Source organism: Streptococcus infantis ATCC 700779 (assembly GCF_000187465.1).
GTDB lineage: Bacteria > Bacillota > Bacilli > Lactobacillales > Streptococcaceae > Streptococcus > Streptococcus infantis.
The window spans coordinates 869,607-895,115 of sequence record NZ_GL732439.1; the positions used below are offsets into that span (position 1 = coordinate 869,607).

The window sequence follows — 25,509 nt, forward strand, 5'->3', positions numbered from 1 at the left end:
TCAAATGGAAACTTACTACAAAGCCATTAACTGGAATGCCATCGAAGATGTCATCGATAAATCAACATGGGAAAAACTAACCGAACAATTTTGGTTGGATACACGTATTCCCTTATCTAATGACTTAGATGACTGGAGAAAGTTATCAAATCAAGAAAAAGACTTGGTAGGAAAAGTCTTTGGCGGTTTGACACTTTTGGATACCATGCAGTCTGAAACAGGGGTAAATGCTCTTCGCGCTGATATTCGTACTCCTCACGAAGAAGCTGTTTTTAACAACATCCAATTTATGGAATCTGTCCACGCTAAATCTTATTCTTCTATTTTCTCAACCTTGAATACAAAGACTGAGATTGAAGAAATCTTTGAATGGACTGATACAAACCCATATCTTCAGAAAAAGGCACAAATCATCAATGAGATTTACCTTAACGGAACACCACTTGAAAAGAAAGTGGCTAGTGTATTCCTTGAAACCTTCCTCTTCTACTCTGGTTTCTTCACTCCACTCTACTATCTAGGAAATAACAAGTTGGCAAACGTGGCTGAAATCATCAAGTTGATTATTCGGGACGAGTCAGTTCATGGAACATATATTGGTTATAAATTCCAACTTGGTTTTAACGAATTACCAGAAGAAGAGCAAGAAAAGTTAAAAGACTGGATGTACGACCTTCTTTACACACTTTACGAAAATGAGGAAGGTTATACAGAAAGCCTTTATGATGGTGTCGGTTGGACTGAAGAGGTTAAAACTTTCCTTCGCTACAACGCCAATAAAGCTCTTATGAATCTAGGACAAGATCCTCTCTTCCCTGACTCAGCTGACGATGTAAACCCAATTGTTATGAATGGAATTTCAACTGGTACATCCAACCACGACTTCTTCTCTCAAGTTGGTAACGGATATCTGCTTGGTGAAGTTGAAGCTATGCAGGACGATGATTATAACTACGGATTAGACTAATTAAAAAATATAAAAACATCTGAGTAAAAAATAAACACAGATGTTTTTTGTTTTTGTTTATTTTTGTTTTATTTAAGTTGCTTGGATGTTTAAAATGTGATAAAATGATATTGGATATGGGGGTGATTCAATGCTAAAACAAGAAAAACTAGATGTGATTTTAGAGATTGTCAATACAAGAGGAACCATCACAGTCAAAGAAATAATGAATCGTTTAGATATTTCTGATATGACTGCTCGACGTTATCTGCAAGAGTTAGCTGACAAGGACCTACTTGTTCGAGTGCATGGAGGTGCTGAAAAACTTCGTTCTGGTTCTCTATTAGCAAATGAACGCTCGAATGTCGAAAAACAAGGTCTTCAGATTGCTGAAAAACAAGAAATCGCAAAATTTGCTGGTCATTTAGTCGAAGAAAGAGAAACGATTTTTATCGGTCCAGGTACTACTCTTGAGTTCTTTGCGCGTGAACTTCCGATAGATAATATTCGTGTAGTAACAAATAGCCTTCCTGTTTTCATTATCTTGAATGAACGAAAACTGACTGATTTAATTTTGATTGGTGGAAATTATCGAGAAATCACTGGTGCCTTTGTCGGAACCTTAACGCTCCAAGATATCGAAAGTCTTCAATTCTCTAAAGCTTTTGTTAGTTGCAATGGTATAAAAGATCATGCTATCGCTACTTTTAGCGAAGATGAAGGTGAAGTCCAAAAGCTAGCATTAAATAATGCTAATAAAAAGATCCTTCTTGCTGACCACAGTAAATTTAATAAGTTTGATTTTTATACTTTCTATAATATCTCTGATATTGATACAATTATTTCAGATTCAAAACTTAACCAAGAAACCCTGCAAGATTTATCAAAACAAACTAATATCATCAAACCTCAATAAAGCATTCGACTAACGAATGCTTTATTTTTTACTCCAAAATAATTTAACACTCTCACAAAAAATTAAGCCCATCATCTTGATGAGCTTATTATATTAGTGTTGAAATGGCATAAAATCCGAAACAAAGGAAATGTTATCCTTATCTTCTGCGTTGATAAAATTTAAAAATAGCTTTTGAAATTCTTCAAATTCATAGTCTGAATGACAAATCCACTCCTTACCCGTCGAGACATACCATTTCCCAAGACATGTAAGTTCTTCCTTGGTCAAGGATGGTATATGCGAGCAATGTTCAAAGTTAATAATATAAACTTTTTCATAGATTGATTTGATAAAATCTTTGAGCATAAACTTACCTCGCTTAAATTCTATACCTAATAATTAGTTGTACTATTCAATCACTTGTGTCTCAGCTAGTTTTTTGTACCAATGTGCAGATTTCTTAGGATAACGTTCTTGTGTATCGAAATCAACGTAGAAGAGTCCGTAACGTTTTTCATAACCATTAGACCATGAAAAGACGTCCATCAATGACCAGATGAAGTATCCTTTGACATTTGCACCATCGGCAATCGCATCAGACAATACTTCCAAGTGTTGTTTCACATAATCGATACGGCCATCATCGTAAACAGTGTTGTCCACAAATTCATCTTTGTATCCTAGTCCGTTTTCAGTGATGTAGATCTTCTTGTAGTTTGGATAATCCGCCTTCACACGCATGATCTGATCATATAGCCCTTGAGGATAAATGATCCAGTCCCAGTCAGTGCGAGGTACATAGTCAGGAGCTACACGACGACCAACACCTTTAATTTGGTACTTAGAGCTTCCTTTTTCCCCTTTACCGTTGTGGATGATTTCAGTTTCACCATCAAATGCTTCCATCCAATCACTCATGTAGTAGTTAATTCCAAGGAAGTCATTCAAGTCTTTAGCTGCTTCAAGTGCCACAAAGTCTTCATCTCGAAGATCCAACTCCCCACCATTAACTGAAAGAATGTGGTTTACACCTTCCATGGTTGCATCTGAATAGTGTCCAAGGTAAGTAGCATCCAAGATAAATTTGTTGTGGATGATATCTTCCAACTCAGCAGCCCGAACGTCTGCTGGATTTTCTGGATCCAAAGGGTACTTAGTTGGAAGGGCGTGAACAACCCCGATTTCACCTTTGTAGCCTTTGTCTTTGTACAATTTCACAGCACGTGCATGAGAAACCATCATATTGTGGTGAGATTGGAAAACTTTGGCAAGGTCATATTGAATACCTGGTGGGAATTTACCAACCAAGTATTGACCATCACCGATTGGGCCAATTTCATTGAAGGTTGTCCAGTAGTTTACTTCTGGGAATTCTTCAAAACAGAAAGCAGCATAATCTACAAAGTGTTCGATATTTTCACGATTCAAGAAGTCTCCGTTTGAGTGAAGAGCTTCCGGAGTATCAAAGTGGTGAAGGGTTACAAAAGGTTCTACATGACGTTTATGACATTCTGCAAATAACTTATGATAGAATTCTACTCCTTTTGGATTGACTTCACCATAACCAGTTGGGAAAATACGTGACCAAGCAATAGAAATACGAATTCCGTTGACGCCATATTCTTCCGCCAACTGTAAGTCTACTGGATATTTATGGTAGAAATCGCTTGCTGGTTCAGCAGTATACCAATAGTTATCTGCTAAGTATTTGTCCCATGCAACAGGTCCTTTACCGTCTGTATGAGTCGCACCTTCTGCTTGATAGGCAGCCGTTGCCCCACCAAAAATAAAATCTTTAGGAAGTGTTTTTGTCATTTTTTCACCTATTTCTTGATTGGATAAAATCAAAAGTGAGGGGAGAGGAGTTAGTGAGCCATCCATCTCCATCTCACTTCTTGTTCCAAGCCACCGAATTGTGACATGAGGAGGTAAAAACGATATATTTTTACCGACGAATTAACAAGGCGATTAGGAAAATCGCCATAGCGATTTCCGTTACGATAGGAGACTGTTTCACAGTCCCTATCGTTAATCGAATTGCGCCTGAACAAATGCCAGAGCACCTTTTCCATCACGGGTTAACTTGATGTACTGAGCACCTTCTGTCTTCGCCAATTTGATGCCTAGTTTATCTGTTTCAGCCTTCATATCTTCGAAGTTGGAAGCAACCTGAGGCGCCAAGATAACAAGGTCAAATTCTGGCAACATTTCACGGTGGGCTCCATAGCCACCTGCTGCAGCTTTAACTGGAACTTTATACTCTTCTGCGGCTTTATTCAAAGCATTGGCAAGAAGACCACTTGTTCCTCCACCCGCACAAAGAACGAGGACGTTTGTTTCTTCAGTAATTGTATTTTTTGCTGATTCTACTCCAGCTTTTGCAAGAATAGCATCTGCTTTTGCAGTGTTAAAGTTTGCAGCTACTTTATCTTTTAATTCATCATTAGCTTTACCTGAACGTTCTTCTTCAAGAATTTGTTCATCATAAACCTTGAGGAATGGATAGTAGATAGCAATATCTACTACAATTAACAATGCTGCAAGAGCGAATGATAAGAACTGGAAGTTTGTACCAAGAACAATACCAAGAGGTCCTGGTGTAGTCCATGGAAGGTTGGCAGTAAATGAGTTCATGCCAAGTGTTTCAATAAAGAACTTAAAGATCCATACGTTTGCAATTGGTGCAAAGATGAATGGGATAAAGAAGATTGGGTTCAAAACAAGTGGTGCACCAAACAAGATTGGTTCGTTTACACCGAAGAATGTAGGAACTACTGAAGCGCGTCCAATAGCACGATTTCGTTTCGATTTACACAACCACATAAACATGAATGGAACCACAAGAGTTGCTCCTGTACCACCCATAGTGACGATAAACATTTGTGTACCAGAAGTAAGGATTTTATCAGCGTGCATACCTTGTTGAAGGAGGTTCAAGTTGACTTCAGCATTTGCATAAGTGATCGCTGCAATCGCAGGCTCAACGATAGATGGGCCATGGATACCAATAAACCAGAAGAATGCGAAGGCACCAAAAATGATCGTAATACCAACATAACCGTCTGCTGCTGAGAATAGAGGCGCAAAGAATTTACCGATTGATTCTGCTACGCTTGCACCAACAAATTGACGAGCAAGTAAGTCAAGACCGTAAAGGGAAACGACAGAAAGCGTAAATGGAATAACATCTTTAAAGACTTGTGAGATATTTGGTGGAACTTCGTCAGGCATTCGAATAGTAACATTATTTTTCACACAAACCTTATAGATTGCTACAGTAACAAAGGCTGCTAGGAAAGCTGAAAGCAAACCTTTTGTTCCGAGGAAACCTGTTGCAAAGCCACCTTCAATTGGGTCAGCTGCCAAGATCAATAAACCAACAATAGCAGCTAATAGAGTTGACATATAGTTGATTTGGTTGGTTTTTTCCATGCTACGGTTAACAGAGTCTGTTAATGATTTAGCTGTTGTACCAGCAACCAAAAGTGCGAGAATACCCATTGAATAGCTATAAGGTTTCATCAAAAGCGCTACAACATCATCAGACCATACAAATCCCCATGAATTAGGCACAAAGGCAATCAAGATAAAAATACTTGAGAATAGAATGACTGGCATCCCAGCGATAAATCCATCACGAATAGCACGAAGATAGATATTTCGAGATAGTTTTTCAAAGAAAGGCTTTCCTTTCTCGATATAGGCAATTAACTTATTCATTATTTAGCTCCTCTTTTATAAAGTTCAATTAAATGATGCATCAAATCTTTTAGCAAGATTGTTGTCATCAGGTGATCTTGGCCATGCATCATGGTCACGCTATAGGCTAAATCTTCACCTGCAGCTTCCTTTGTTAACAAGCTTGTTTGGGCATGGTGAGCCTCTGCGATGCAAGCACCAGCTTCTTCAACTAACGCATCTGCTTTAGCAAAATCACCAGCTTCAGCAGCTTTCAGAGCTTCTAAGAGTTTTGAACGAGCATCGCCAGCATAGGCAACAATCTCAAAACCTAACAATGTTACTTCTTCTCTATTCATGATAGATTTCTCCTTATATAATTTTTAGTAAATATTATGACAATAAACGTTGAATGTGTAGAACAAGGTAAACTCGTTCACTCTTATAAAGGTCTACCCCAGTTTCCTGAGCAATCACCTCATAAATATTACTACCAATTTCAAATGCTTTTGGATATGTAGTTTTGATATGTTCCTCCATATCTAGCAAGGACTGGTTATCATCACGAGTTCGATCCAGATAATCTAAGAAATAATTCAAATGAATCATAAAACGGTCATAGAAATTATTATTATCTGGTGTTCTCTGAATATCATAGCTTCTTAAAACATTTTCAACACTCTTTAAAATTTCTTTTCTCTTATCAATTGACTCAACTACTTCGACTTCATTCACACCTTCTGCGTTGATAAAATGATAAGCAATACGAATAATCTCGTCTTCAGGAAGATTTTCTGTTAGTTTCTGACGATAAATTTCAAAAGCTTCATTTGCAATACGAAAAGCTGTTGGATACTTGGTAGAAATATCAGGTAAATTACTATCCTTATAACGCCCTTGGCTAATCGCTTGATAAGAACAATAGATATGGTCTGTCAAGGTTACGTAGAGGTACTCTTGAACAGGATATTGGTATTTTTTTGAAAGATTATCGATAATTTCATAAGTAACGGTAATAAAGTCTAACGGAACATCCTTGAGTAGAGTCATAAAATTTTCTCGAGATTCTTCAGTCTTCATCCGAAAGACTTTTTCAACCTGATCCTCAGAAATCAAATCTCCCTTCTTCTTACCAAACGAAATACCCTTACCGACTACGATCAACTCCTCTCCCTTGCTATTCCGCACAAGAGAAACATTGTTATTCATTGGATTTAATATCCGATACATGTCGACCTCCTTGTTGTGTCATTTAAGAGCTAGAGTATAAAAAATGACCACAAATGACCCTGAAAATAAATTTCTGAGTCATCTGTGATCATGCCTAATATTACTTAGTAACACTCACTCTTATTAACTTGTGACTTAAGTATAGCACAAGATTTTTATTTTGTAAACCTTTACATACAACTTTTTTTAAAAGTTTTTTAGCTGGGTTTTGACATAAAAAGGGTGGAAACTTACACACGTTCGGTCCATGAAGTTGCTGTTGTTTTAAGAACTTTGTTTAGTTCATCAATGTTCTCAAAACCAGTTGTACGAAGCCATTCGCGAGCTGCTGCTTCACCGTCTTTGATATAAGCTTCAACTGATCCAGCCCATGTTGCACGTCCACAAAGAACACCATTGAAGTTTGCACCTGATTCGTGGGCAAATACAAGAGTTTCTTGGAAGAGCTTAGCTGATACTCCTGCACTCAAGTAGATGTATGGCAAGTTAGTAGCTTCGTCTTGAGCTTTAAAGAAGTCTGCAGCTTCTTCACGTGTGTGAACGATTTCGCCATCGCCAAAGCCTTCAACGTATTTCACGTTAACTGGAACTTCCACTTTCAAGACATCTATGTTAAAGCGTGGGTCTGAGAAGACCTTCATAGCACCGATAACCTTGCGTGGTTTTACTTTAGCGTATTCTGCAGAACCTGCGTCCGCAATCTTTTCATCGTAAGCCAAGATTTCAAGGAAGAATGGAATATCTTCAGCTACACACTCAGAACCAATACGTTCAATGTAGGCTTGTTTTTGTTGGTTGAGTTCGTCAGAGCTATCTACATCATAGTAAAGCAAGAATTTAACGGCATCTGCACCTTGTTCCTTGATACGTTTTGCAGACCAAACGTCCAAGCAGTCTGGCAAGCGTTTTGTACTTGTTGTATCGTATCCTGTTTTCTCATAAGCAAGGAGAAGACCTGCATTTGGGTCAAGAGCTTTTGTAGCTGGAAGTCCGTACTCAGGGTCAAGTAGCATAGATGAAGCATATTTAGTCAATTCATCCGCTACCAATACTTTAAGTTCTTCCATTTGAGCAACTGTTGGCTCTTCTGTTTGGTATTGAGCCATGAGGCGTTTCAAAGCACCACGTTGGTCAAAGGCAAGAGCTGAGATGATACCATTCTCATCAGAGAGTTTTTGCATACAAGCGCGTTTATTTTCTGTTAAAACCATTTTATACCTCTTTTACAATTAATTGGTCATATAGACCTTGATAGTTAGCCATATTGACATGACCGGTCATTTTTTCTTGAGCATTAAGCATACCAAGGACATTTGCCTTGATCAACAGTACTTGATCCGTTTCTTTATGGAAAAGACCTGAAGCAATACCTGCCACTGTAGAATCGCCAGAACCGACTGGATTTACTACTTGAATTCTTGGAATATCTACTTTGTAGAAAGTGTTACCGTGTTTAGCGAATGCTCCGTTAGCACCTAAGGAAACGATAATCCACTCGATTCCATCAAATAGTGGTTCTTGAAGGACTTCCTTTAATTCATCCAAGTCTTTAGAAATTTCTCTTCCTAAAAGTTGAGATAATTCTTCATTATTTGGTTTGATGACTGTTGGTTTATGTGGAGATTCAAGAACCGCCTGAAGTGAAGCTCCTGAACAGTCCAAAACAACAGGTTTACCAGCTTGGTTAGCAAGTTCAACCAGACTAGCATAATAATCAACCGGAAGTCCTGCAGGTAGACTACCTGAAATGGCCACTACCTCTACAGTTTCTAAAAGTTCTTTGAAATGAGCCAAGAAATCTTGACCTTCTTTTTCTTGAACTTCAGGACCTTTTTCTAGGATTTCTGTTTGGTTTTCTCCATGTAGAATTGCGATACAGTTACGGGTTTCACCTTGAATAGAGAAGAAACGCTTGCTTACTTTATCATCAATATTCTCTACTAAAAAATCACCAAGTTTACCACCGACAAGTCCTGTTGCGACTACGGAGTCACCAAATTCTGATAGGACACGAGTAACGTTAAGACCTTTACCACCAGCCGTTTTAGTGACATCTACAACACGGTTGACAGTGTCAATTTTCAGTTCATCCAAAGGATAGGAAATATCAATGGATGGGTTCATTGTGACTGTTAAAATCATAAGTCACCTCTTAGTCGTGGTATTCACCACGATCCCATTTTTCAAGGAACTCTGTAAAGAAGTTGGCATCAGTTTGATGATCGTTATGAGTTTCTAAGTGTTGGATTTTAGCGATCAATTTTTTGTTTTCTTCTGATGGTTTGTATTCCGCATTGATGAAAGCATCAATGATATCACACATAAGCAATTCACCAGTGATTTTACCACCAAATCCAATTACGTTTGCATTCAATTGTTCTTTTGCATATAGAGCTGTTGTCATATCGCGAACCAAAGCAGAACGAACACCAGGAACCTTGTTAACAGCATTATTAATACCTACACCAGTACCACAGATACATACACCAAGATCAGCTTGGCCACTAACTACTGCTTCACCAACTTTTTTACCAAAGATTGGATAGTGGGTACGAGCGTGGTCATAAGTACCAAAGTCGATAACTTCATGTCCTTTTGATTTCAAAAATTCTGAAACAGCCATTTTTTCATTTGTTACGATGTGGTCACATCCGATTGCAATTCTCATTTTATCTTACCTTTCTTTCAATATCAAATTAGCACATTTTGTTCAACATGTCGACCCTGATTTGGTGACGACCACCGTCGTATTTACCATTTACAAAGCCTTTAGCAATGTTTTTAGCTAATTCATCACCAACAAGTTGAGCACCCATAGTAATCATACGTGAGTTGTTGTGACCGCGAGTCATATAAGCTGAACGTTCATCAGATACTTCTGCAGCAACCATTCCTTTGATTTTAGTAGCAACCATAAACGGACCTGCACCATAAGCATCAATAACGATACCAAGGTTTTGTTCTTCTTTCTTAACTTCTTCCGCAACTGCTAGAGTTACATCAACAAAGTCTTGACCTTCTGCTGTAACATCCACTACGTGGAAGTTTTCTTTTTCCAAGAAGTCTTTTACAACTTCTTTCAATCTTAAACCTGCAGCATCTGCACCAATAACAATAGCCATATTGTATACTCCTTTTTTATAATAGACCAGTAAAACTTTTTGATTCTAGCCTAAAAGAGACCTTTCTCAAATAGTTACTAGTAGTTTTGTTGACAATAATTTAAATTAAGAACAAAAATCTTATTCGTTTCTTAATAAGCTTTCTTCATAGAAAAGCCAGAACAGTAATCTTGTTAAAACAAACACAAATTGTTCTTTATAAACATAATATACTACTATTAGTTGGAAAAGTCAACAATTTATGTTTGTTTTTGTTTATTTTTTTATAAAATCTCGATATTGAAACCAAGCTGTTCAAAACGGCCAGGCTTCAAAATTTTAACATCTTTCTTATCTTCCAGTCTATCTCCTTCTTCTATTGAAGTAGACAAACCTGACCATGGTTCCAAGGCAATAAAAGGGCCTTTATTAAGAGTTGACCATACAATTAAATTTGGAAACTCTTTAAAATGTAGTTTTAAACCTTTATCATGTTTTCGTGAACGTAAAGCTACTGTGCGAGATTCCAACTCATCTAATGTCACAGCATCATAGCTAAAGAAGTCAAAATTTAAATCTAATTCTTTTTGATTATTCAACCAAGAACTTCTATCTTTGAAATCCAACATTCCTGTTTCTGGGAAAGGTTTTGGAACTGTACATGTTTCTGGCTTTTCAAATTCAAGATAGTAATCTTCATATACCTCGTCATCTAGTAAGGGACAGTTAAAACCAGGATGCCCACCGATAAAATATGGCATACTCTTTTCAGATTCTTTATTATAGATTTTATACTGAGTACGTATGGTTTTCCCAATCACTGTATAAGTGATTTCTAAACGAAAATGATAAGGGTAATTTGCATACATTTCTTCATCATCTTCAATAGCGAATGTAACAGAATTATCTGTTTGTTCAATTAATGTAAAATCTTTTTTTCTTACTAAGCCATGTCGAGGGATTTTTCCTTCTTTTTGACTACCATCTTCCATATCATAAAGAACCGTATCATTTCTTACTGAACCACATATTGGGAATAATACGGGTGCTTGCCCACTCCAATAAGTTGGATCCCCCTGCCACAAATACTCTACATCATCTTTATCTTTTATAGAGGATAGCGCTCCTCCAAGTGTTTGAAACTCAACATTTAATTGATCTGATTTTAATACAATCACAAGTCTTACCTCCAATTTTCTAAAAAAACTAGGCTGACTGCTCCATAGTGGAAACTGACAACCTAGTTTTTACAATTTACATTTTTAGGAGCAAATTATTTTGAGTTTGCTGCGTATTCTTCGTTACGTTTGATCATTTGTTTTCTGTACCATGCAAAAATACCGATATAGAAAGTAAGGAAGATTACTGCACCAATAATTGCTTTGATATCACCTGTTGTAGTGTTACCAATTGTCCAACCAAGAAGTTTTTCAATTGGTCCTTCAAGTGTTGAGTGAGTGATCAATTGAGTTTGGCTCACACCTTCTGGGAAGGCACCTACACTTTTAGCAAGATCTGTTGCAAATGGTGCGATAAGTGTACCTGAAAGAAGGAAGAGTGGCAACAAGAGTGTTCCGAAGATAATCATACGGAGCAATTTACCACGAGTAACTACCAAGAGAGCTGGAGTCACACCCATAGCGATGATACCAGCAAGTGGCAAGATACCATTTCCGACATTTGAAAGAAGCACTGCTTCAATCAACATGATTGGTGCAAGTACGTTGGCACAAGCCCAGATTTCAGCACGACCAGCGATAAATGGCCAGTCAAGACCGATGTTGAATTTACGTCCTTGAAGACGTTTAGTAGCAACGTTTGTAATACCTTGTGAAAGTGGTTCTACGGCTGCGATGAACCATGAACCGATCAATGAGAAGAGCTCCAAGCAGACACCGGCAGTCAAACCAAGTGACAACCAACCTTTAATTACAAGTTCCCATTTTTCAGCACCTTCTACACCTGGAACCGGTTGTGGAGTACCCATCAAACCGATAACGATACCAAGGATGAAGCCGATGAAGAATTTAGATCCCCAGAAACCGATTCGTTTGTTCAATTTAGCAGCATCAAAGTCGTATTTATCAAGACCTGGGAAGAATTTATCAAAAATCTTGTCCAAAACCATGATAACTGGGTTCATCATGTAGTTCATGTGAGTTGAAGTCATTGGTGATGAACTTGGTGCATTAAGAAGATCATCGAATGTTGGTTTCATCAAATCAGAGTTAATAATTTTAAGAACCCCTACAAGAACAACTGCTGCAGTCGCGATGAAAAGAGAAACCCCTTGACCAACTCCACTCTTGTCAGCATACCATTTAATCAAAAGACCTGTGATAGACAAGTGCCAGATATCGAAGATATCAACGTCAAGTGTGTCTGTTTTCTTCATTGCAAGCATTACAATGTTGACAATCAACATAACTAGCAAGAAGTATAGAGTCCATGCAGATCCCCAAGTGATTGTAGCAAGTGGTGCCCAACCAACGTCGGTGATGGTCAATTGAATACCAGTATTTTCAACGAATTTTGCAAGTGAAGCTGAGAAAGCTCCGTTAAGCATTCCGATGATAGCACCGATACCAGTAAGTGCGATGGCAAGTTTAATACCACCTTCAAGTGCTTTGGAGAATTTAACTCCGAAAAGCAAAGCCAATACTGTCAAAATGATCAGCATGATGATTGGGCCACCCATAGCCAAGATTGGTTTAAAGAAATCGTTGGCTAGATTGATAATGAAATCCATAATTTTTCCTCCCTTTATTTTTATGGAAAATTACAAAATAATAATTAACTTAATCCGTGTTCTTTGATTGCTGCTTCAATATTGTCATATACTGGAGCGCTCATTGCTGGAATACGGAACAAGATTGGTCCAGCTTCTACTACTGGGATACCAGGGTCAAAACCTAAGTCTGTTGCAGCAATTGGTGTGAAGATATCATAACCTTTAATCAAGTCTTCGTTGACATCTTTAACCATAACTGCGTCACACTGTACGTCGTATCCACGGTTAGATAGCTCTTCTTCTAGAGCGCTTTTAATTTGGTGGCTTGAGTTAACACCTGCACCACATGCAGCAAGAATTTTAATCATTTGGATTTCCTCCGATTTTTATTTACTATTTACTTATGAATTTAAGCAGTTGCTTCTGAGATATACTGGAACAAAGCTTCTGGTTCTGTAATCTTAGAAAGTGCTTCTAAATGACCATTACCTGTAAAGAAGTCCATCAATTGAGCAAGAATATTTGTTTGACTCGAACTTGAATTATTGATGATAAAGAAGAGTAATGATACTTCTACTTCCTTGTCAGGAGCAATCATGTTGTGGAATGTTACTGGTTTCGCTAAGCGAACCACAACAACGTTTTCAGTTAAATTATGAATCGTGTCTGTGTGAGGGATTGCTACATTCGGCAAGTCCTTCCCAAGAAATTCCATATCTAAACCTGTTGGGAACATTTTTTCACGTTCAATCAATGCCGATCGATAGGTATCCGTAACAACTTTCTTTTCTTCCAATAGGGTTGCAACTTGATCAAAGAGTTGCTCTTGATTATCTGCTTCTAAACAAAAAACTAAGTCTTTGCTGAAGAAATGATCTAATCCCATGACCTTCTCCCTTCATATTTAACTTTTATGATACAAGTATAACACTATATGAAACCGTTGTCAATATATTTTTGTTGTATTTTGTTTGATTTTTATTTTTTTTGTTTGATTTTAAACAACAAATAATTTTAAATAGTTTTGAAAAAAGGTAGAAAAAAACAGGACATACATCCTGTTTTTCTATTAATCTTTTTTTGTAGTCCAACTTTGTTCAATCAATGGAAGCATATCCTTCAACACTTCAGGTGTTCCTTCTAGAGAAACGTATCTTAACTTTCCATCATCTGATTCAAAGATCCAGATCACTAGATATTTACCATTTTTAGCAATACAGTTTACGACATAGGCGTCATAACCACCAATTTTTGACTTAGATCCCCAAACTTTAGAGAAATCCTTGCTTTGTTGTTTCGTTTGATAAACACTAGTAGAGACTTGAACAGCATCAAGAGCAGCATATTCACTTTCACTAACACCAAGGTGCTCTGGTTTAAAAGTATTTAGGGTTACGATATTGATGTCCGTTCCATCACAGTACTGAATATCATCACCACCCTCAACTTCTGTAAAATGAATCCATGATTTTGGAACTTTTACGTAGCCATAAGCATCTGACCCAATTACCTGTGTATCTTTAATTGTTGATTCAGCTACAGTTGTTGTTTCTTGGGCTGTAGTAGTTTCTTGAACTGTTGTTGCTTCTGAGGCTACTTCTTTTTTAGATTTTGAAGTATTACAAGAAGCGAGGCAAAGGCAACACACTAAAAGTGTAGATAAGTTTACGATTTTTTTCATAATCCTTCTCCTTTCACCTCTATTTTAATGTATGTAAATAAAAGTGTCAAAAGATAACTGTGATTCATTCAAAAGAATAATTGAAATCAATTATTCTTCATCCATACTCAAGACACTTAGAAAGGCTTCTTGAGGAACTTCTACTGATCCAATTGCTTTCATGCGCTTTTTACCAGCTTTCTGTTTTTCAAGAAGTTTACGTTTACGAGAAACGTCACCTCCATAACACTTGGCAAGAACATTCTTACGAAGAGCTTTGATATCTGTACGAGCAACAATCTTGTGTCCAATTGCCGCTTGGATTGGAACTTCAAACTGTTGACGTGGAATAATTTTCTTAAGCTTATCAACAATGAGTTTTCCACGTTCATAAGCAAAGTCCTTGTGAACGATAAAGCTGAGTGCATCAACCTTGTCTCCATTGAGAAGGATATCCATTTTCACTAGCTTAGATGGGCGATACTCTGACAGTTCATAGTCAAAGCTTGCATAGCCGCGTGTTGAAGATTTGAGCTTGTCAAAGAAATCAAAGACAATTTCAGCAAGTGGAATTTGGTAGATAACATTGACACGATTATCATCGATATAGTCCATCGTGACAAAGTCACCACGTTTGCGCTGAGCTAGTTCCATAACAGCTCCTACAAATTCCTGTGGTACCATGATTTGTGCTTTAACATAAGGTTCTTCAATAGTTGCAATTTTAGTAGGATCAGGAAACTCGGATGGATTCGATACATCCATAGATTCACCATCAGTCTGATTGACCTTGTAAATAACAGATGGTGCAGTCATAATAAGATCTATGTTAAATTCCCGTTCTAGACGTTCTTGGATAACATCCATATGTAGAAGTCCGAGGAAGCCACAACGGAAACCGAATCCAAGAGCTTGCGATGTTTCGGGTTCAAACTGAAGACTAGCATCGTTCAACTGCAATTTTTCAAGGGCTTCACGAAGGTCGTTGTATTTATTTGACTCGATTGGATAAAGACCTGCGAAAACCATCGGATTCATCTGCTTGTATCCAGATAGGGGCTCTGAAGCAGGGTTTGCCGCCAAGGTAACTGTATCACCGACACGAGTGTCTTGAACAGTCTTGATAGATGCTGCAATATAACCAACGTCACCTGTCGCAAGGAAGTCACGTCCTACTGCTTTTGGGGTGAATATTCCGACTTCAGTAACATCGAAGGTTTTACCATTGCTCATGAGCTGAATCTTATCACCTGGCTTAACAACTCCATCCATGACACGAACTTGGAGGATAACACCACGATAAGCATCGTAAACTGAGTCAAAAATCAAAGCTTTTAATGGTGCTGATACATCACCAGTTGGTGCTGGAACTTTTTCTACAATTTGCTCTAAAATATCTTCAATTCCAATCCCAGCTTTTGCTGAAGCTAATACAGCATCACTAGCATCCAGACCGATGACATCTTCAATTTCTGTACGCACGCGCTCCGGATCTGCAGCAGGCAAGTCAATCTTATTGATAACTGGAAGGATCTCCAAATCATTATCTAAGGCAAGGTAAACGTTAGCTAATGTTTGAGCCTCAATCCCTTGGGCAGCATCGACAACCAAAATGGCTCCCTCACATGCAGCTAGAGAACGTGATACCTCATAAGTGAAGTCCACGTGTCCTGGTGTGTCAATCAGGTGGAAAATATAGGTTTCGCCGTCTTTGGCAGTATAATTAAGCTCGATGGCATTCAATTTGATAGTAATCCCACGTTCTCTCTCTAGATCCATACTATCAAGAAGCTGAGCTTGCATTTCACGACTAGAAACCGTCTCTGTAGCCTCTAAAATACGGTCAGCCAATGTTGACTTCCCATGGTCAATATGCGCGATAATGGAAAAGTTCCGGATCTTCTCCTGACGTTTTTTCAATTCTTCTAAATTCAAGATTCTCTTCCTTTCAGGGTATCTATTAATTATAAATTGTTTTTATGTTTTTGACAAGACCATAATACCCTGTAGAGAGTATTAATCTTCAGCAACAAAGCCGTCATTTTCAATGAAATAATGCTCTGTCATACCTTGGTCAGTAAAGACAATTCCATGAAGGACACCACCATAGACAGCTCCTCCATCCATTCCAACCTTGCCATCTTCTGTCACCCAAAGGTCAGCAGTACCTGGTTTCTGATCTAGTAAACCATAGACAGGTGTATGCCCAAAAACAATTGTTTTCCCTGTATGATTAACTGCTTCGTGGAATGGTTTTCTGAGCCAGACTTTCTTGTAATCTGTAGTTTCATGCCAATCATCCAAAGTTAAATCAATTCCAGCATGAACAAAGATATACTGATCTGTTTCAATCACAAATGGCATTTGTCGGATAAATTCTACTAAGTCTGTAGCTTCCGTCTTAACACGCTTAGCATCTGCTACTCCATCTACTGGTGCATCCAGTGGACGCCCCAAAATAGAATTAATAGTTGTATCCCCACCATTCCTACGGTAATGATCATAACTTTCTTCAGGATTATCCAACCAAGTTAAAAACATGTACTCGTGATTTCCTGATATGCAAATCGCTCCTTGATTTTCTACCAAGTCCTTAACCATTTCAAGAACACGTCGACTATCTTCTCCTCTATCAATCAAGTCTCCAAGAAAGAGTAATTGGGTTTTGCCATCCCATGTTTTTAGAAGGTCCTCGAGCATTCCTGCTTTTCCGTGAACATCTCCAATAACATAATAGTCTGTCATTTATTTCTCCTTACTTTGTAACAATTCTCTCGCTTGACTAAGTGCTGCTTCAGTCACATTCTCACCAGCCAACATTTTAGCAACTTCTTCCACCCTTTCTTCAACTGTCAACAAGCGAACTGTTGAAACAGTTGAATGGTCATTACTAATCTTTTCAATAAAGAACTGATAATCTGCGATCGCAATGACTTGAGGAAGGTGAGATATAGCTAATACTTGACCATTCTGACCTATCTTATGAATCTTTTGAGCGATTGCTTGGGCTACACGACCTGAAACCCCTGTATCTACTTCATCAAATACAATGCTGGTCTTACCTTCCTTACGAGAAAAAGCAGACTTGATTGCCAACATGAGGCGAGACAACTCTCCTCCAGAAGCTACTTTAACCAATGGTTTAAAGTCTTCTCCAGGGTTGGTGGAGATGTAAAATTCAACACTTTCATTTCCTTCGCGAGTAAACTTACCTTTAGTAAATTGAACCTGAAATCGAGCCTTATCCATATAAAGGTCTTTGAGTTCTTGCTGTATCTCAATTTCTAATTGTTGAGCTAAGTTATGTCGAGCAGATGCAAGCTTAGTTGCTAAGTCAACTAGACTTACTTCCAATTTTTTGAGTTCTGCTTCCATATCATCTGAAGATAAATGATTGCCAGTCAGAAGGTTGTATTCTTCTGTGATTTTAGCAAAATACATCAAGACATCGTCAACATTCCCACCGTACTTACGTGTAATGGAGTGAATGAGATCTAAACGGCTTTCAATCTGCATCAAGCGATTACCGTCGAAATCAAGACTTTCAATAATATCCTCTAAGCGTTTAGTAACATCTTCTAGAACATAATAAGATTCAGATAAGGAAGTAGAAATTTCACGATATTCTACATCATACTCTTCTAAACTTTCCATATCATTCATAGCTGAACGCACGTTAGCTAGACTTGAAAATTCTTCATTATCTAACATTGTATAAGCATTAGTCAACGTATCAGCAATATTTTTATGATTTAAAAGTTTATCTCGTTCTTGGTTTAGTTTGAGGTCTTCACCTGGCTGTAAGGACGCAGATTCAATTTCAGTCATCTGAAATTCCAACATTTCAATACGAGCCTTGTGCTCTTCTTGATTTTTCTTAATCTCAAGAAGTTGCTTGCGCATTTTACAATAAGCATCAAAGTTTGTCTGATAGGCTTGCTTCAGTTCCAGAAAATTTGCATCACCAAACCCATCAAGCATCTGAATGTGCACTTGGGGACGCATTAACTCTTCTTGATCATGTTGGCCATGGATATCAACAAGATACTGTCCAATTGAGCGAAGAACAGATAGATTAACCATCTGTCCATTGACACGACTAACACTACGCCCGTTTTGTAAAATTTCACGACGGATGATAATTTCATCACCTATCTCTATTCCTTGCTCATCAAAAATCATTTGCAAAGCATGACTGTTTTCAACCGAGAAAAGACCTTCGATTTCAGCCTTAGGAGCACCATGACGAATGACGTCCGTTGTAGCTCTTGCTCCCAGCATCATATTCATAGCATCGATGATGATAGACTTCCCAGCACCGGTTTCCCCCGTCAGAACTGTCATTCCCTTCTCAAAATTAAGTGAAATAGCCTCAATGATGGCAAAGTTTTTAATTGAAATTTCAAGTAACATAAGGTCCTACCACTTTTTAACTTGTTCAACAATCTCTATAGCTGCTTCTTCAGTTCGCGCCACAATTAAAATTGAGTTATCATCTGCTAAACAGCTAAAAATCATATCCGAAAATGTTTGAGTTAATTGACTTTTTACAAAAATTGTATTCCCAGGAATAACATCTAAGTTGATGAGATTACCCATTCTTTCAAAACTTTCGATATTGTTCTCAGCTAACTGTAAACTTTTAACTACTGACTTTGGTAATTCATAGACATATGTATTGTCTTTCAAAGGAATTTTTACAATCCCTAATTCTTTGATATCACGTGAAACAGTTGCTTGAGTAGCAGAGATGCCTGCTTCTCTCAAGTGTTCAACGATTTCTTCTTGTGTGCCGATTTGATAATCAGTCACAAATCTTCTAATCTTTTCAAGTCTTTCTTTTTTATTCATCTTTAAACTCTCTATGTGCTTTCTCTACTACTTTTTCTATTTCAGAAACTACTTGGTTGCTTGCATGTTCTTCTTTACGTAAATAAGCAAGAAATTCAATATTCCCGTGTCCACCTTGAATAGGAGAGAAATCCAATTCTAAGACTGAGAATCCTTCATCAACTGCCATTTTAGTAACTGATTCTAAAACATTTTGGTGAACTTTGGCATCTCTTATAATTCCATTTTTACCAATCTGTTCTCGGCCTGCCTCGAACTGTGGTTTTATGAGTGCAACAACTTCCCCTTGGTCGACCAATATTCTATATAGAGCCGGTAAAATGAGACTCAAAGAAATAAAACTCACATCAATACTTGCAAAACTTGGCTCTTCTTCAAAGTCATTTTTTTCAGCATAACGAAAGTTAAATTGCTCCATGCTGATAACACGTGAATCTTGACGTAATTTCCAGGCTAGCTGATTGGTCCCAACATCAACGGCATAAACCAGTTTTGCACCATTTTGAAGCATGACATCAGTAAAGCCTCCTGTAGAAGCGCCGATATCGATGGTCGTTTTGCCTTCAACTGATATGTCAAATTTTTCTAAAGCTTTCTCAAGTTTCAAGCCCCCTCGACTCACATACTTGAGTTTCTCACCCTTGAGTTTTAATTCAGTATCATCAGGAATTTTTTCTCCTGGTTTATCAAAACGCTCACCATTAAGGACTGCAATCACTAATCCAGCCATTACGCCCCTCTTAGCCTGTTCTCTTGTTTCAAATAAACCTTGTTTGTAGGCAAGTACATCTACTCTTTCCTTAGGCATTGATTCTCAAACTTTCTACTATTTTCACAATTGGTTCTTTATCAAAGTCGACTAATTGGCTAATCACGTCTAATTTTTCATTAGCCTGATTCAAAGTTCGGTTACAAAAAACTTTTGCCTCGTCCAAACCTAACAAAGCAGGATAGGTTGATTTCTCAGCTTGCAAATCTTTTTGTGGTGTTTTACCAATTTCCTCAAAACTAGCAGTAACATCAAGGATATCATCTCTCACTTGAAAAGCAAGCCCAATCAGCTCTCCAACTGTTTTCAACTGTATTTGAAGATTTTCATCCAATTCTGCAATAACTCCTGCCGCTTGAAAAGGGAAGGCTAAGAGTTTACCCGTTTTATTAGCATGGATGGTCTGAAGTTCTTCTAGGTTTAAATGTTTACCTTCACCTTCCATATCCAAAACTTGGCCAGCGACCATCCCCATACTTCCAGAAGAAAGGGACAAAGAAGCTATTAAATCTACCTTAATTTCGTTTGGCAAGTTTGCTTGCGCTATCAAAGCATAAGGATCTAAAAAGAGGGCATCTCCTGCTAAAATTGCTAGTGCTTCACCAAACTTCTTATGGTTGGTTAAACTCCCACGACGAAAATCATCATCATCCATAGCAGGAAGATCATCATGAATTAAGCTTCCTGTGTGAATCATCTCAAGCGCTGCTGCAACCTGGGCGTGAGCTATAGTGATTGGAACTTGTAAAGACTCCAAAACTTCTAAAAGCAGATAAGGACGAATTCGTTTACCACCTGCATGAATAGAATAGAGAACAGCTTCTCTGAGATTAGCAGCTAATTGCTGGTCTCCATAAAACTCCTCAAGAGCTGACTCAACCAAAGCTAATTTTTCTTGCTTGTTCATAGAAGTTCGCTTTCTGTTCCATCTTCTTGCATGACTTTAACCAGGGTCTTTTCTGCTTTATCAAGTGTTGCTTGCAATTCTTTTGAAAGAAGCATTCCTTTTTGAAATGCAGTAATAGCATCTTCTAAAGCGATTTCACCATTTTCTAAACTCTGAACAATAGTCTCAAGCTCTGCTAAATTATCTTCAAATTTCTTCTGTTTTGACATCTTTAACCTCTAATTCTACATGACCATCTCGCATCATCAACATCACCTGGTCATTTTTTTTCAAATCATTTGCTGAAGATACCACGGTATCCTCTTTTTTAACAATCGCATAACCCCTTGCTACGATACGACTCGTATCTAACATGAGCAGAGCTTCTGACAAGCGTTTTACTTCAGCAACCTTGGCATCATAGATCACAGCCATCTGGCTACGCATTAATTTTTGTAACTGTTGAATACGGTCTTGGTAGCGCTGAATCTTGACATTTGGGGATAATTGCTCCAAACGATGGATTTGAGCTTGAACCTTCTGTTGATTTCTAACTAACTCACCATTCAATCCCTGCTTCAGTCGAAGTACTAACTGATCCAATCGTTGCAGATATCCATCATATAAACGCTCTGGTTGCCTGAAGATGACTGATTGACTAAGCCCTCTCAAGGCTTCTTTTTTCTTTGATAAAGTATTTTGTACAGCAGTAGCCATTCGTTTCTCTTGATTTTTAAGGTAGGTCAGAAGATCTAACTTAGTCACAGGTGTAGCTAACTCTGCTGCAGCAGTTGGTGTTGCTGCTCTCTTGTCGGCAACAAAATCAGCCAAGGTTACATCCGTTTCGTGGCCCACACTTGAAATAATAGGAAGGCGCGATTCAAAGATAGAACGCACTACAATCTCTTCGTTAAAAGCCAAAGATCCTCAATTGAACCACCACCACGACCAATGATAAGAACATCCAAGTCTTCTCGTTCATTAGCTCTAGCAATGTTACGGGCAATCTCCTCTGCTGCCCCTTCGCCTTGAACCTTGGTAGGATATAAAACAATCTCAACCCCTGGGAAACGTCTACTAACGGTAGTAATAATATCCTGTATAACAGCACCACTAGGACTAGTCACAACCCCGATGCGTTTTGCAAACTGAGGGATTGCTTGTTTAAAGCGTTCTTGAAAAAGGCCTTCTTCTGATAATTTCTTTTTTAATTGTTCGAACTGAATTGCAAGAGCCCCTACACCATCAGGCTCTGCTTTTTCAATGATGATAGAGTAGCTCCCACTTGGTTCATAGACTTGGACACGACCGATAACATTGATCTTCATCCCTTCTTCCAAATCAAAACCTAGTTTCTGATAAATACCTGACCAAATAGTTGCTTGGATAACAGCTCGATCATCTTTTAGAGAAAAATATTGATGAGTTGGACGCTTCCGGAAGTTAGAAACCTGACCAGTTAAATAGACCCTCTCCAAGTATGGGTCTTTATCGAATTTCATTTTCAGATACTTAGTCAAAGTTGTTACTGACAAATACTTTTCCATCTCAACCTCCTTCTTTCTCTAGTTTTTCCTGGGTATTATTATACCAAAAAAACGTTTAAAAATCTCTCTTTTCACCTCTAGAATACGAAAACAAGACTGGATTTCTTTGAGCTTGTCTAATAATATACAAAAGCCCTCGGAAAAATCCAAGGGCTTTCATTAGTTCACTGAACTATTTTATTTTTTCAAGTTGTAGAATGATTTCAATCCACGGTATTCAGCTACTTCACCAAGTTGATCTTCGATGCGAAGCAATTGGTTGTATTTAGCGATACGGTCAGTACGTGAAAGTGAACCAGTCTTGATTTGTCCTGCGTTTGTTGCAACTGCGATGTCAGCGATTGTTGAATCTTCAGTTTCACCTGAACGGTGTGATACAACGGCAGTGTAACCAGCTTCTTTAGCCATTTCGATAGCTTCAAAAGTTTCAGTAAGAGTACCGATTTGGTTAACTTTGATAAGGATTGAGTTAGCAGCACCTTCTTGGATACCACGTGCAAGGTAGTCAGTGTTTGTTACGAAGAAGTCGTCACCAACCAATTGAACTTTCTTACCAAGACGTTCAGTAAGAGCTTTCCAACCATCCCAGTCGTTTTCATCCATACCATCTTCGATAGTGATGATTGGGTATTTGTTAACCAATTCTTCAAGGTAGTCGATTTGCTCTTCAGAAGTACGAACAGCAGCTCCTTCACCTTCAAATTTAGTGTAGTCGTATACTTTACGTTCTTTATCGTAGAATTCTGATGAAGCACAGTCAAATCCGATAAATACGTCTTTACCTGGAACGTATCCAGCAGCTTCAATGGCAGCAAGGATAGTTTCAACACCATCTTCAGTTCCTTCGAAACGAGGAGCGAATCCACCTTCGTCACCTACGGCAGTTTCCAAACCACGTGATTTAAGGATTTTCTTAAGAGCGTGGAAAATTTCAGCACCGTAACGAAGAGCTTCTTTAAATGTTGGAGCACCAACTGGCAAGATCATAAACTCTTGGAAAGCGATTGGAGCATCTGAGTGAGATCCACCATTGATGATGTTCATCATTGGAGTTGGAAGAACTTTAGTGTTGAATCCACCAAGGTAGCTGTAAAGTGGGATTTCAAGGTAGTCAGCAGCAGCGCGAGCTACAGCGATAGACACACCAAGGATTGCGTTTGCACCCAATTTACCTTTATTAGGAGTACCGTCAAGAGCGATCATAGCACGGTCGATAGCTTGTTGGTCACGTACATCGTAGCCGATAATTGCTTCAGCAATGATGTTGTTTACGTTGTCAACAGCTTTTTGTGTACCAAGACCACCGTAACGAGATTTGTCACCGTCGCGAAGTTCAACTGCTTCGTGTTCACCAGTAGAAGCTCCTGATGGAACCATACCACGTCCGAAAGCACCTGATTCAGTATAAACTTCTACTTCAAGTGTTGGGTTACCGCGTGAGTCTAGGACTTCGCGAGCGTAAACATCAGTAATAATTGACATTTTTTACTCTCCTTTGAGTTAAATTATTTTACACCTCTATGATACATCAAAAAGATACCTTTTTCAAGAAAAAACGTTATCTTTGTGCAAATTTTCCTTAAGTTTGTTAAGTAATCGCTTTCTTTTCCGCCTTATCTATAGACTTTTATGATATACTATATTTATGACTGATATATCAAAACAAATATTAGAAAAAGCTCATGGCGGGCTTAAATTAAATCCAGACGAACAAAGACGCTTTCTTGGTACCTTTGAAGAACGTGTTCTTGGCTACGCCGAACTCGCTACTGCGAATGATGACAAATTTCAAAAGGCATTTTTAACAATTTTAGAGACTTTTAAAAAAGAAACTGAACCTCTGTTTGTCAAAATCTCTCCTCAAGTTGAGTTTGAAAAACAAGTTTATTATTTAAAAAATGCCAAAGATTCTGATTGCCAAGCAACTATCGTTTCTGAAGATCATAACTCTTCTCCTTTCGGACTGGTTATCCATAGCGATGTTCCGGTTCAAACAAGTGAAAAAGACCTCAGAAAGGCCTTTTCAGACTTGTGGCAAGAGAAAGAGACGAAAGCTCCTACTTCTCTCTGGAAAAAATGGTTTGGTTAACTCTATCTCAAAGACATGATTCGTGCGATACTTGCAGCTGTATTTTCTAAATAGACAGCTGCTTTTTTTAGACTGTCTGCTAACGGTTCGCTTTTTTCAAGTATGGAAAAAGCTGCGACTATATTCTCAAATGGTAAGGGTGGTAAATCCTCTGATAAACTACCACAAATAGCAATAACTGGAACACCCCTTGGTGTTCTTTTTGCTACTCCAATTGGCGCCTTTCCAGCTAGACTTTGCGAGTCCAGTCTACCTTCACCAACGATAACGAGATCCGCATCTGCGACCTGTTCATCAAATTTCACTAAATCCAAACAAGTTTTGATACCAGATACAATCTCTGCTCCAGCGAAGGCACACAAGCCAGCTGCAATACCACCGCCTGCTCCTGCACCCTCTAATTTTGATATTTCAGGTGCGACTTTACCATAAAAGTTTTCAATAGCAATATCAACGTCTTGGAATTTAGCAGGGTTTAATCCTTTTTGTTTTCCAAATGTATAGGTGGCTCCATGAGGTCCACAGAGAGGATTGGACACATCCGCTAAAATTTTGATACGAACATCTGCAGGAACAGATGAGGCTTTATCTTTCGAAATATGACTAATTTCAAACAAGGACTGGCCACAAGCCTCCAGTTCAATTCCATTTTCATCATAAAATTGATATCCGAGTCCTGCAGCAATGCCAATTCCACCATCGTTACTAGCCGTACCACCGACACCAACGTAGATATCTTTGATTCCTTGTTCTATCAAATGGAGAATAAGTTGACCAATTCCCTTTGTTTGAATCTCTAGAGGATGTCGTTTTTCAAAAGGGATTTTAGCAAGACCTACTAAATTTGCAACTTCAAATAGAGCTAATTCTCTTTTTTGAAAGTAAGACATCAAAACCTCATCACCAAAAGGTCCAGTTACCTGGACTGTTTTTTCTTCCAAACCTAGAGAACTTTTAATGGCGTCTACTGTTCCTTCACCTCCATCACCAACAGGTAAAAGTAGACATTCAGCATCTGGTATCACCCTTTTAAATCCTCTTTTTATAGCTTCTGCTACTTCGTTTGCAGGAAGACTCTCTTTGAAAGAGTCCGGCGCGATAACAACTTTCATTTTGATTCCTC

26 protein-coding genes and 1 pseudogene are annotated in these 25,509 nt (G+C 38.3%); 3 read left to right on the plus strand and 24 right to left on the minus strand.

Features of this window, described 5'->3' with window-relative positions:
- Positions 1 to 4: 4 nt before the first annotated feature.
- Positions 5 to 967, plus strand: a complete 963-nt coding sequence (nrdF, locus tag HMPREF9423_RS06685) for a class 1b ribonucleoside-diphosphate reductase subunit beta (protein WP_006148574.1) — start codon at positions 5 to 7, stop codon at positions 965 to 967.
- Between the two features lie 130 nt (positions 968 to 1,097).
- Positions 1,098 to 1,862 (plus strand): DeoR/GlpR family DNA-binding transcription regulator, encoded by a 765-nt coding sequence (locus HMPREF9423_RS06690; RefSeq protein WP_006148575.1) that lies wholly within the window; start codon positions 1,098 to 1,100, stop codon positions 1,860 to 1,862.
- A gap of 93 nt (positions 1,863 to 1,955) precedes the next feature.
- Here HMPREF9423_RS06690 and HMPREF9423_RS06695 read toward each other — a convergent pair whose 3' ends face one another.
- The 23 genes and pseudogenes from HMPREF9423_RS06695 to eno all read right to left on the minus strand — a co-directional run bounded on the left by HMPREF9423_RS06695 (position 1,956) and on the right by eno (position 23,779).
- Positions 1,956 to 2,210, minus strand: coding sequence for a DUF3884 family protein (locus HMPREF9423_RS06695; protein WP_006148576.1), 255 nt, complete (start codon positions 2,208 to 2,210; stop codon positions 1,956 to 1,958).
- Between the two features lie 42 nt (positions 2,211 to 2,252).
- Positions 2,253 to 3,659, minus strand: a complete 1,407-nt coding sequence (gene lacG, locus HMPREF9423_RS06700) for a 6-phospho-beta-galactosidase (RefSeq protein WP_025170186.1) — start codon at positions 3,657 to 3,659, stop codon at positions 2,253 to 2,255.
- Between the two features lie 213 nt (positions 3,660 to 3,872).
- Entirely contained in the window at positions 3,873 to 5,564 is a 1,692-nt protein-coding gene (locus tag HMPREF9423_RS06705; RefSeq protein WP_006148578.1) for a lactose-specific PTS transporter subunit EIIC, read from the minus strand.
- Positions 5,564 to 5,881 carry a PTS lactose/cellobiose transporter subunit IIA gene (locus HMPREF9423_RS06710; protein ID WP_006148579.1) on the minus strand — a complete coding sequence of 106 codons (318 nt, stop codon included), beginning with the start codon at positions 5,879 to 5,881 and terminating at the stop codon, positions 5,564 to 5,566. The genes HMPREF9423_RS06705 and HMPREF9423_RS06710 overlap by 1 nt, the downstream gene beginning before the upstream one ends.
- A gap of 34 nt (positions 5,882 to 5,915) precedes the next feature.
- Positions 5,916 to 6,752, minus strand: a complete 837-nt coding sequence (locus HMPREF9423_RS06715) for a PRD domain-containing protein (protein ID WP_006148580.1) — start codon at positions 6,750 to 6,752, stop codon at positions 5,916 to 5,918.
- 230 nt (positions 6,753 to 6,982) lie between these two features.
- Positions 6,983 to 7,963, minus strand: a complete 981-nt coding sequence (lacD, locus tag HMPREF9423_RS06720) for a tagatose-bisphosphate aldolase (RefSeq protein WP_006148581.1) — start codon at positions 7,961 to 7,963, stop codon at positions 6,983 to 6,985.
- A gap of 1 nt (position 7,964) precedes the next feature.
- Positions 7,965 to 8,894, minus strand: a complete 930-nt coding sequence (locus HMPREF9423_RS06725) for a tagatose-6-phosphate kinase (protein WP_006148582.1) — start codon at positions 8,892 to 8,894, stop codon at positions 7,965 to 7,967.
- A 10-nt stretch (positions 8,895 to 8,904) separates the two neighbouring features.
- Complete coding sequence (gene lacB, locus HMPREF9423_RS06730) at positions 8,905 to 9,420, minus strand: galactose-6-phosphate isomerase subunit LacB (protein WP_006148583.1); 516 nt, start codon at positions 9,418 to 9,420, stop codon at positions 8,905 to 8,907.
- Positions 9,421 to 9,448: 28 nt separating this feature from the next.
- Complete coding sequence (gene lacA / locus HMPREF9423_RS06735; protein ID WP_006148584.1) at positions 9,449 to 9,874, minus strand: galactose-6-phosphate isomerase subunit LacA; 426 nt, start codon at positions 9,872 to 9,874, stop codon at positions 9,449 to 9,451.
- 263 nt (positions 9,875 to 10,137) lie between these two features.
- On the minus strand, positions 10,138 to 11,031 hold the full coding sequence (locus tag HMPREF9423_RS06740; protein WP_006148585.1) for an aldose 1-epimerase family protein: 894 nt from the start codon (positions 11,029 to 11,031) through the stop codon (positions 10,138 to 10,140).
- Between the two features lie 95 nt (positions 11,032 to 11,126).
- Positions 11,127 to 12,602 (minus strand): PTS galactitol transporter subunit IIC, encoded by a 1,476-nt coding sequence (locus HMPREF9423_RS06745; RefSeq protein ID WP_006148586.1) that lies wholly within the window; start codon positions 12,600 to 12,602, stop codon positions 11,127 to 11,129.
- Between the two features lie 44 nt (positions 12,603 to 12,646).
- Positions 12,647 to 12,952 (minus strand): PTS sugar transporter subunit IIB, encoded by a 306-nt coding sequence (locus tag HMPREF9423_RS06750; RefSeq protein ID WP_006148587.1) that lies wholly within the window; start codon positions 12,950 to 12,952, stop codon positions 12,647 to 12,649.
- Between the two features lie 41 nt (positions 12,953 to 12,993).
- Complete coding sequence (locus HMPREF9423_RS06755; protein ID WP_006148588.1) at positions 12,994 to 13,470, minus strand: PTS sugar transporter subunit IIA; 477 nt, start codon at positions 13,468 to 13,470, stop codon at positions 12,994 to 12,996.
- 183 nt (positions 13,471 to 13,653) lie between these two features.
- Positions 13,654 to 14,265, minus strand: a complete 612-nt coding sequence (locus tag HMPREF9423_RS06760) for a hypothetical protein (RefSeq protein WP_006148589.1) — start codon at positions 14,263 to 14,265, stop codon at positions 13,654 to 13,656.
- A gap of 90 nt (positions 14,266 to 14,355) precedes the next feature.
- Positions 14,356 to 16,179, minus strand: coding sequence for a translation elongation factor 4 (lepA, locus tag HMPREF9423_RS06765; RefSeq protein ID WP_006148590.1), 1,824 nt, complete (start codon positions 16,177 to 16,179; stop codon positions 14,356 to 14,358).
- A gap of 81 nt (positions 16,180 to 16,260) precedes the next feature.
- Positions 16,261 to 16,989, minus strand: a complete 729-nt coding sequence (locus tag HMPREF9423_RS06770) for a metallophosphoesterase family protein (RefSeq protein ID WP_006148591.1) — start codon at positions 16,987 to 16,989, stop codon at positions 16,261 to 16,263.
- The gene (gene recN, locus HMPREF9423_RS06775; protein ID WP_006148592.1) at positions 16,990 to 18,657 is read right to left on the minus strand and encodes a DNA repair protein RecN; all 1,668 of its coding nucleotides are present in this window, start codon (positions 18,655 to 18,657) and stop codon (positions 16,990 to 16,992) included.
- A 6-nt stretch (positions 18,658 to 18,663) separates the two neighbouring features.
- Entirely contained in the window at positions 18,664 to 19,095 is a 432-nt protein-coding gene (locus HMPREF9423_RS06780) for an arginine repressor (RefSeq protein WP_006148593.1), read from the minus strand.
- Positions 19,088 to 19,903: a TlyA family RNA methyltransferase gene (locus HMPREF9423_RS06785; protein ID WP_006148594.1), complete on the minus strand. Its 816-nt coding sequence runs from the start codon at positions 19,901 to 19,903 to the stop codon at positions 19,088 to 19,090. The genes HMPREF9423_RS06780 and HMPREF9423_RS06785 overlap by 8 nt, the downstream gene beginning before the upstream one ends.
- A complete protein-coding gene (locus tag HMPREF9423_RS06790; RefSeq protein WP_006148595.1) occupies positions 19,896 to 20,771 on the minus strand; it encodes a polyprenyl synthetase family protein in 876 nt (291 codons plus the stop codon). Before HMPREF9423_RS06790 ends, HMPREF9423_RS06785 begins: the two co-directional genes overlap by 8 nt.
- Entirely contained in the window at positions 20,768 to 20,980 is a 213-nt protein-coding gene (locus HMPREF9423_RS06795; protein WP_006148596.1) for an exodeoxyribonuclease VII small subunit, read from the minus strand. Before HMPREF9423_RS06795 ends, HMPREF9423_RS06790 begins: the two co-directional genes overlap by 4 nt.
- Positions 20,958 to 22,297, minus strand: a pseudogene (gene xseA / locus HMPREF9423_RS11765) (exodeoxyribonuclease VII large subunit). Before xseA ends, HMPREF9423_RS06795 begins: the two are co-directional and overlap by 23 nt.
- A 177-nt stretch (positions 22,298 to 22,474) precedes the next feature.
- Positions 22,475 to 23,779, minus strand: a complete 1,305-nt coding sequence (gene eno / locus HMPREF9423_RS06805; protein ID WP_006148599.1) for a surface-displayed alpha-enolase — start codon at positions 23,777 to 23,779, stop codon at positions 22,475 to 22,477.
- 163 nt (positions 23,780 to 23,942) lie between these two features.
- Between eno and HMPREF9423_RS06810 the strand changes: the two genes are divergently transcribed.
- A complete protein-coding gene (locus HMPREF9423_RS06810; protein WP_006148600.1) occupies positions 23,943 to 24,386 on the plus strand; it encodes a DUF1694 domain-containing protein in 444 nt (147 codons plus the stop codon).
- Between the two features lie 2 nt (positions 24,387 to 24,388).
- Here the strand turns inward: HMPREF9423_RS06810 and HMPREF9423_RS06815 are convergent, their stop codons facing one another.
- Entirely contained in the window at positions 24,389 to 25,498 is a 1,110-nt protein-coding gene (locus tag HMPREF9423_RS06815) for a glycerate kinase (protein WP_006148601.1), read from the minus strand.
- Positions 25,499 to 25,509: the final 11 nt, after the last annotated feature.

What these genes read in the sequence shown, in the direction of transcription:
- lacA (WP_006148584.1), bottom strand. Translation starts at nt 9,874, where the DNA reads ATGGCTATTGTTATTGGTGCAGATGCTGCAGGTTTAAGATTGAAAGAA.
- HMPREF9423_RS06725 (WP_006148582.1), bottom strand. Translation starts at nt 8,894, where the DNA reads ATGATTTTAACAGTCACAATGAACCCATCCATTGATATTTCCTATCCT.
- HMPREF9423_RS06695 (WP_006148576.1), bottom strand. Translation starts at nt 2,210, where the DNA reads ATGCTCAAAGATTTTATCAAATCAATCTATGAAAAAGTTTATATTATT.
- recN (WP_006148592.1), bottom strand. Translation starts at nt 18,657, where the DNA reads ATGTTACTTGAAATTTCAATTAAAAACTTTGCCATCATTGAGGCTATT.
- HMPREF9423_RS06780 (WP_006148593.1), bottom strand. Translation starts at nt 19,095, where the DNA reads ATGAATAAAAAAGAAAGACTTGAAAAGATTAGAAGATTTGTGACTGAT.
- lacD (WP_006148581.1), bottom strand. Translation starts at nt 7,963, where the DNA reads ATGGTTTTAACAGAAAATAAACGCGCTTGTATGCAAAAACTCTCTGAT.
- nrdF (WP_006148574.1), top strand. Translation starts at nt 5, where the DNA reads ATGGAAACTTACTACAAAGCCATTAACTGGAATGCCATCGAAGATGTC.
- HMPREF9423_RS06785 (WP_006148594.1), bottom strand. Translation starts at nt 19,903, where the DNA reads ATGCCTAAGGAAAGAGTAGATGTACTTGCCTACAAACAAGGTTTATTT.
- HMPREF9423_RS06705 (WP_006148578.1), bottom strand. Translation starts at nt 5,564, where the DNA reads ATGAATAAGTTAATTGCCTATATCGAGAAAGGAAAGCCTTTCTTTGAA.
- eno (WP_006148599.1), bottom strand. Translation starts at nt 23,779, where the DNA reads ATGTCAATTATTACTGATGTTTACGCTCGCGAAGTCCTAGACTCACGC.
- HMPREF9423_RS06750 (WP_006148587.1), bottom strand. Translation starts at nt 12,952, where the DNA reads ATGATTAAAATTCTTGCTGCATGTGGTGCAGGTGTTAACTCAAGCCAC.
- lacG (WP_025170186.1), bottom strand. Translation starts at nt 3,659, where the DNA reads ATGACAAAAACACTTCCTAAAGATTTTATTTTTGGTGGGGCAACGGCT.
- HMPREF9423_RS06770 (WP_006148591.1), bottom strand. Translation starts at nt 16,989, where the DNA reads ATGACAGACTATTATGTTATTGGAGATGTTCACGGAAAAGCAGGAATG.
- HMPREF9423_RS06755 (WP_006148588.1), bottom strand. Translation starts at nt 13,470, where the DNA reads ATGGGATTAGATCATTTCTTCAGCAAAGACTTAGTTTTTTGTTTAGAA.
- HMPREF9423_RS06815 (WP_006148601.1), bottom strand. Translation starts at nt 25,498, where the DNA reads ATGAAAGTTGTTATCGCGCCGGACTCTTTCAAAGAGAGTCTTCCTGCA.
- HMPREF9423_RS06690 (WP_006148575.1), top strand. Translation starts at nt 1,098, where the DNA reads ATGCTAAAACAAGAAAAACTAGATGTGATTTTAGAGATTGTCAATACA.
- HMPREF9423_RS06745 (WP_006148586.1), bottom strand. Translation starts at nt 12,602, where the DNA reads ATGGATTTCATTATCAATCTAGCCAACGATTTCTTTAAACCAATCTTG.
- HMPREF9423_RS06715 (WP_006148580.1), bottom strand. Translation starts at nt 6,752, where the DNA reads ATGTATCGGATATTAAATCCAATGAATAACAATGTTTCTCTTGTGCGG.
- HMPREF9423_RS06710 (WP_006148579.1), bottom strand. Translation starts at nt 5,881, where the DNA reads ATGAATAGAGAAGAAGTAACATTGTTAGGTTTTGAGATTGTTGCCTAT.
- lacB (WP_006148583.1), bottom strand. Translation starts at nt 9,420, where the DNA reads ATGAGAATTGCAATCGGATGTGACCACATCGTAACAAATGAAAAAATG.
- HMPREF9423_RS06810 (WP_006148600.1), top strand. Translation starts at nt 23,943, where the DNA reads ATGACTGATATATCAAAACAAATATTAGAAAAAGCTCATGGCGGGCTT.
- HMPREF9423_RS06795 (WP_006148596.1), bottom strand. Translation starts at nt 20,980, where the DNA reads ATGTCAAAACAGAAGAAATTTGAAGATAATTTAGCAGAGCTTGAGACT.
- HMPREF9423_RS06760 (WP_006148589.1), bottom strand. Translation starts at nt 14,265, where the DNA reads ATGAAAAAAATCGTAAACTTATCTACACTTTTAGTGTGTTGCCTTTGC.
- HMPREF9423_RS06790 (WP_006148595.1), bottom strand. Translation starts at nt 20,771, where the DNA reads ATGAACAAGCAAGAAAAATTAGCTTTGGTTGAGTCAGCTCTTGAGGAG.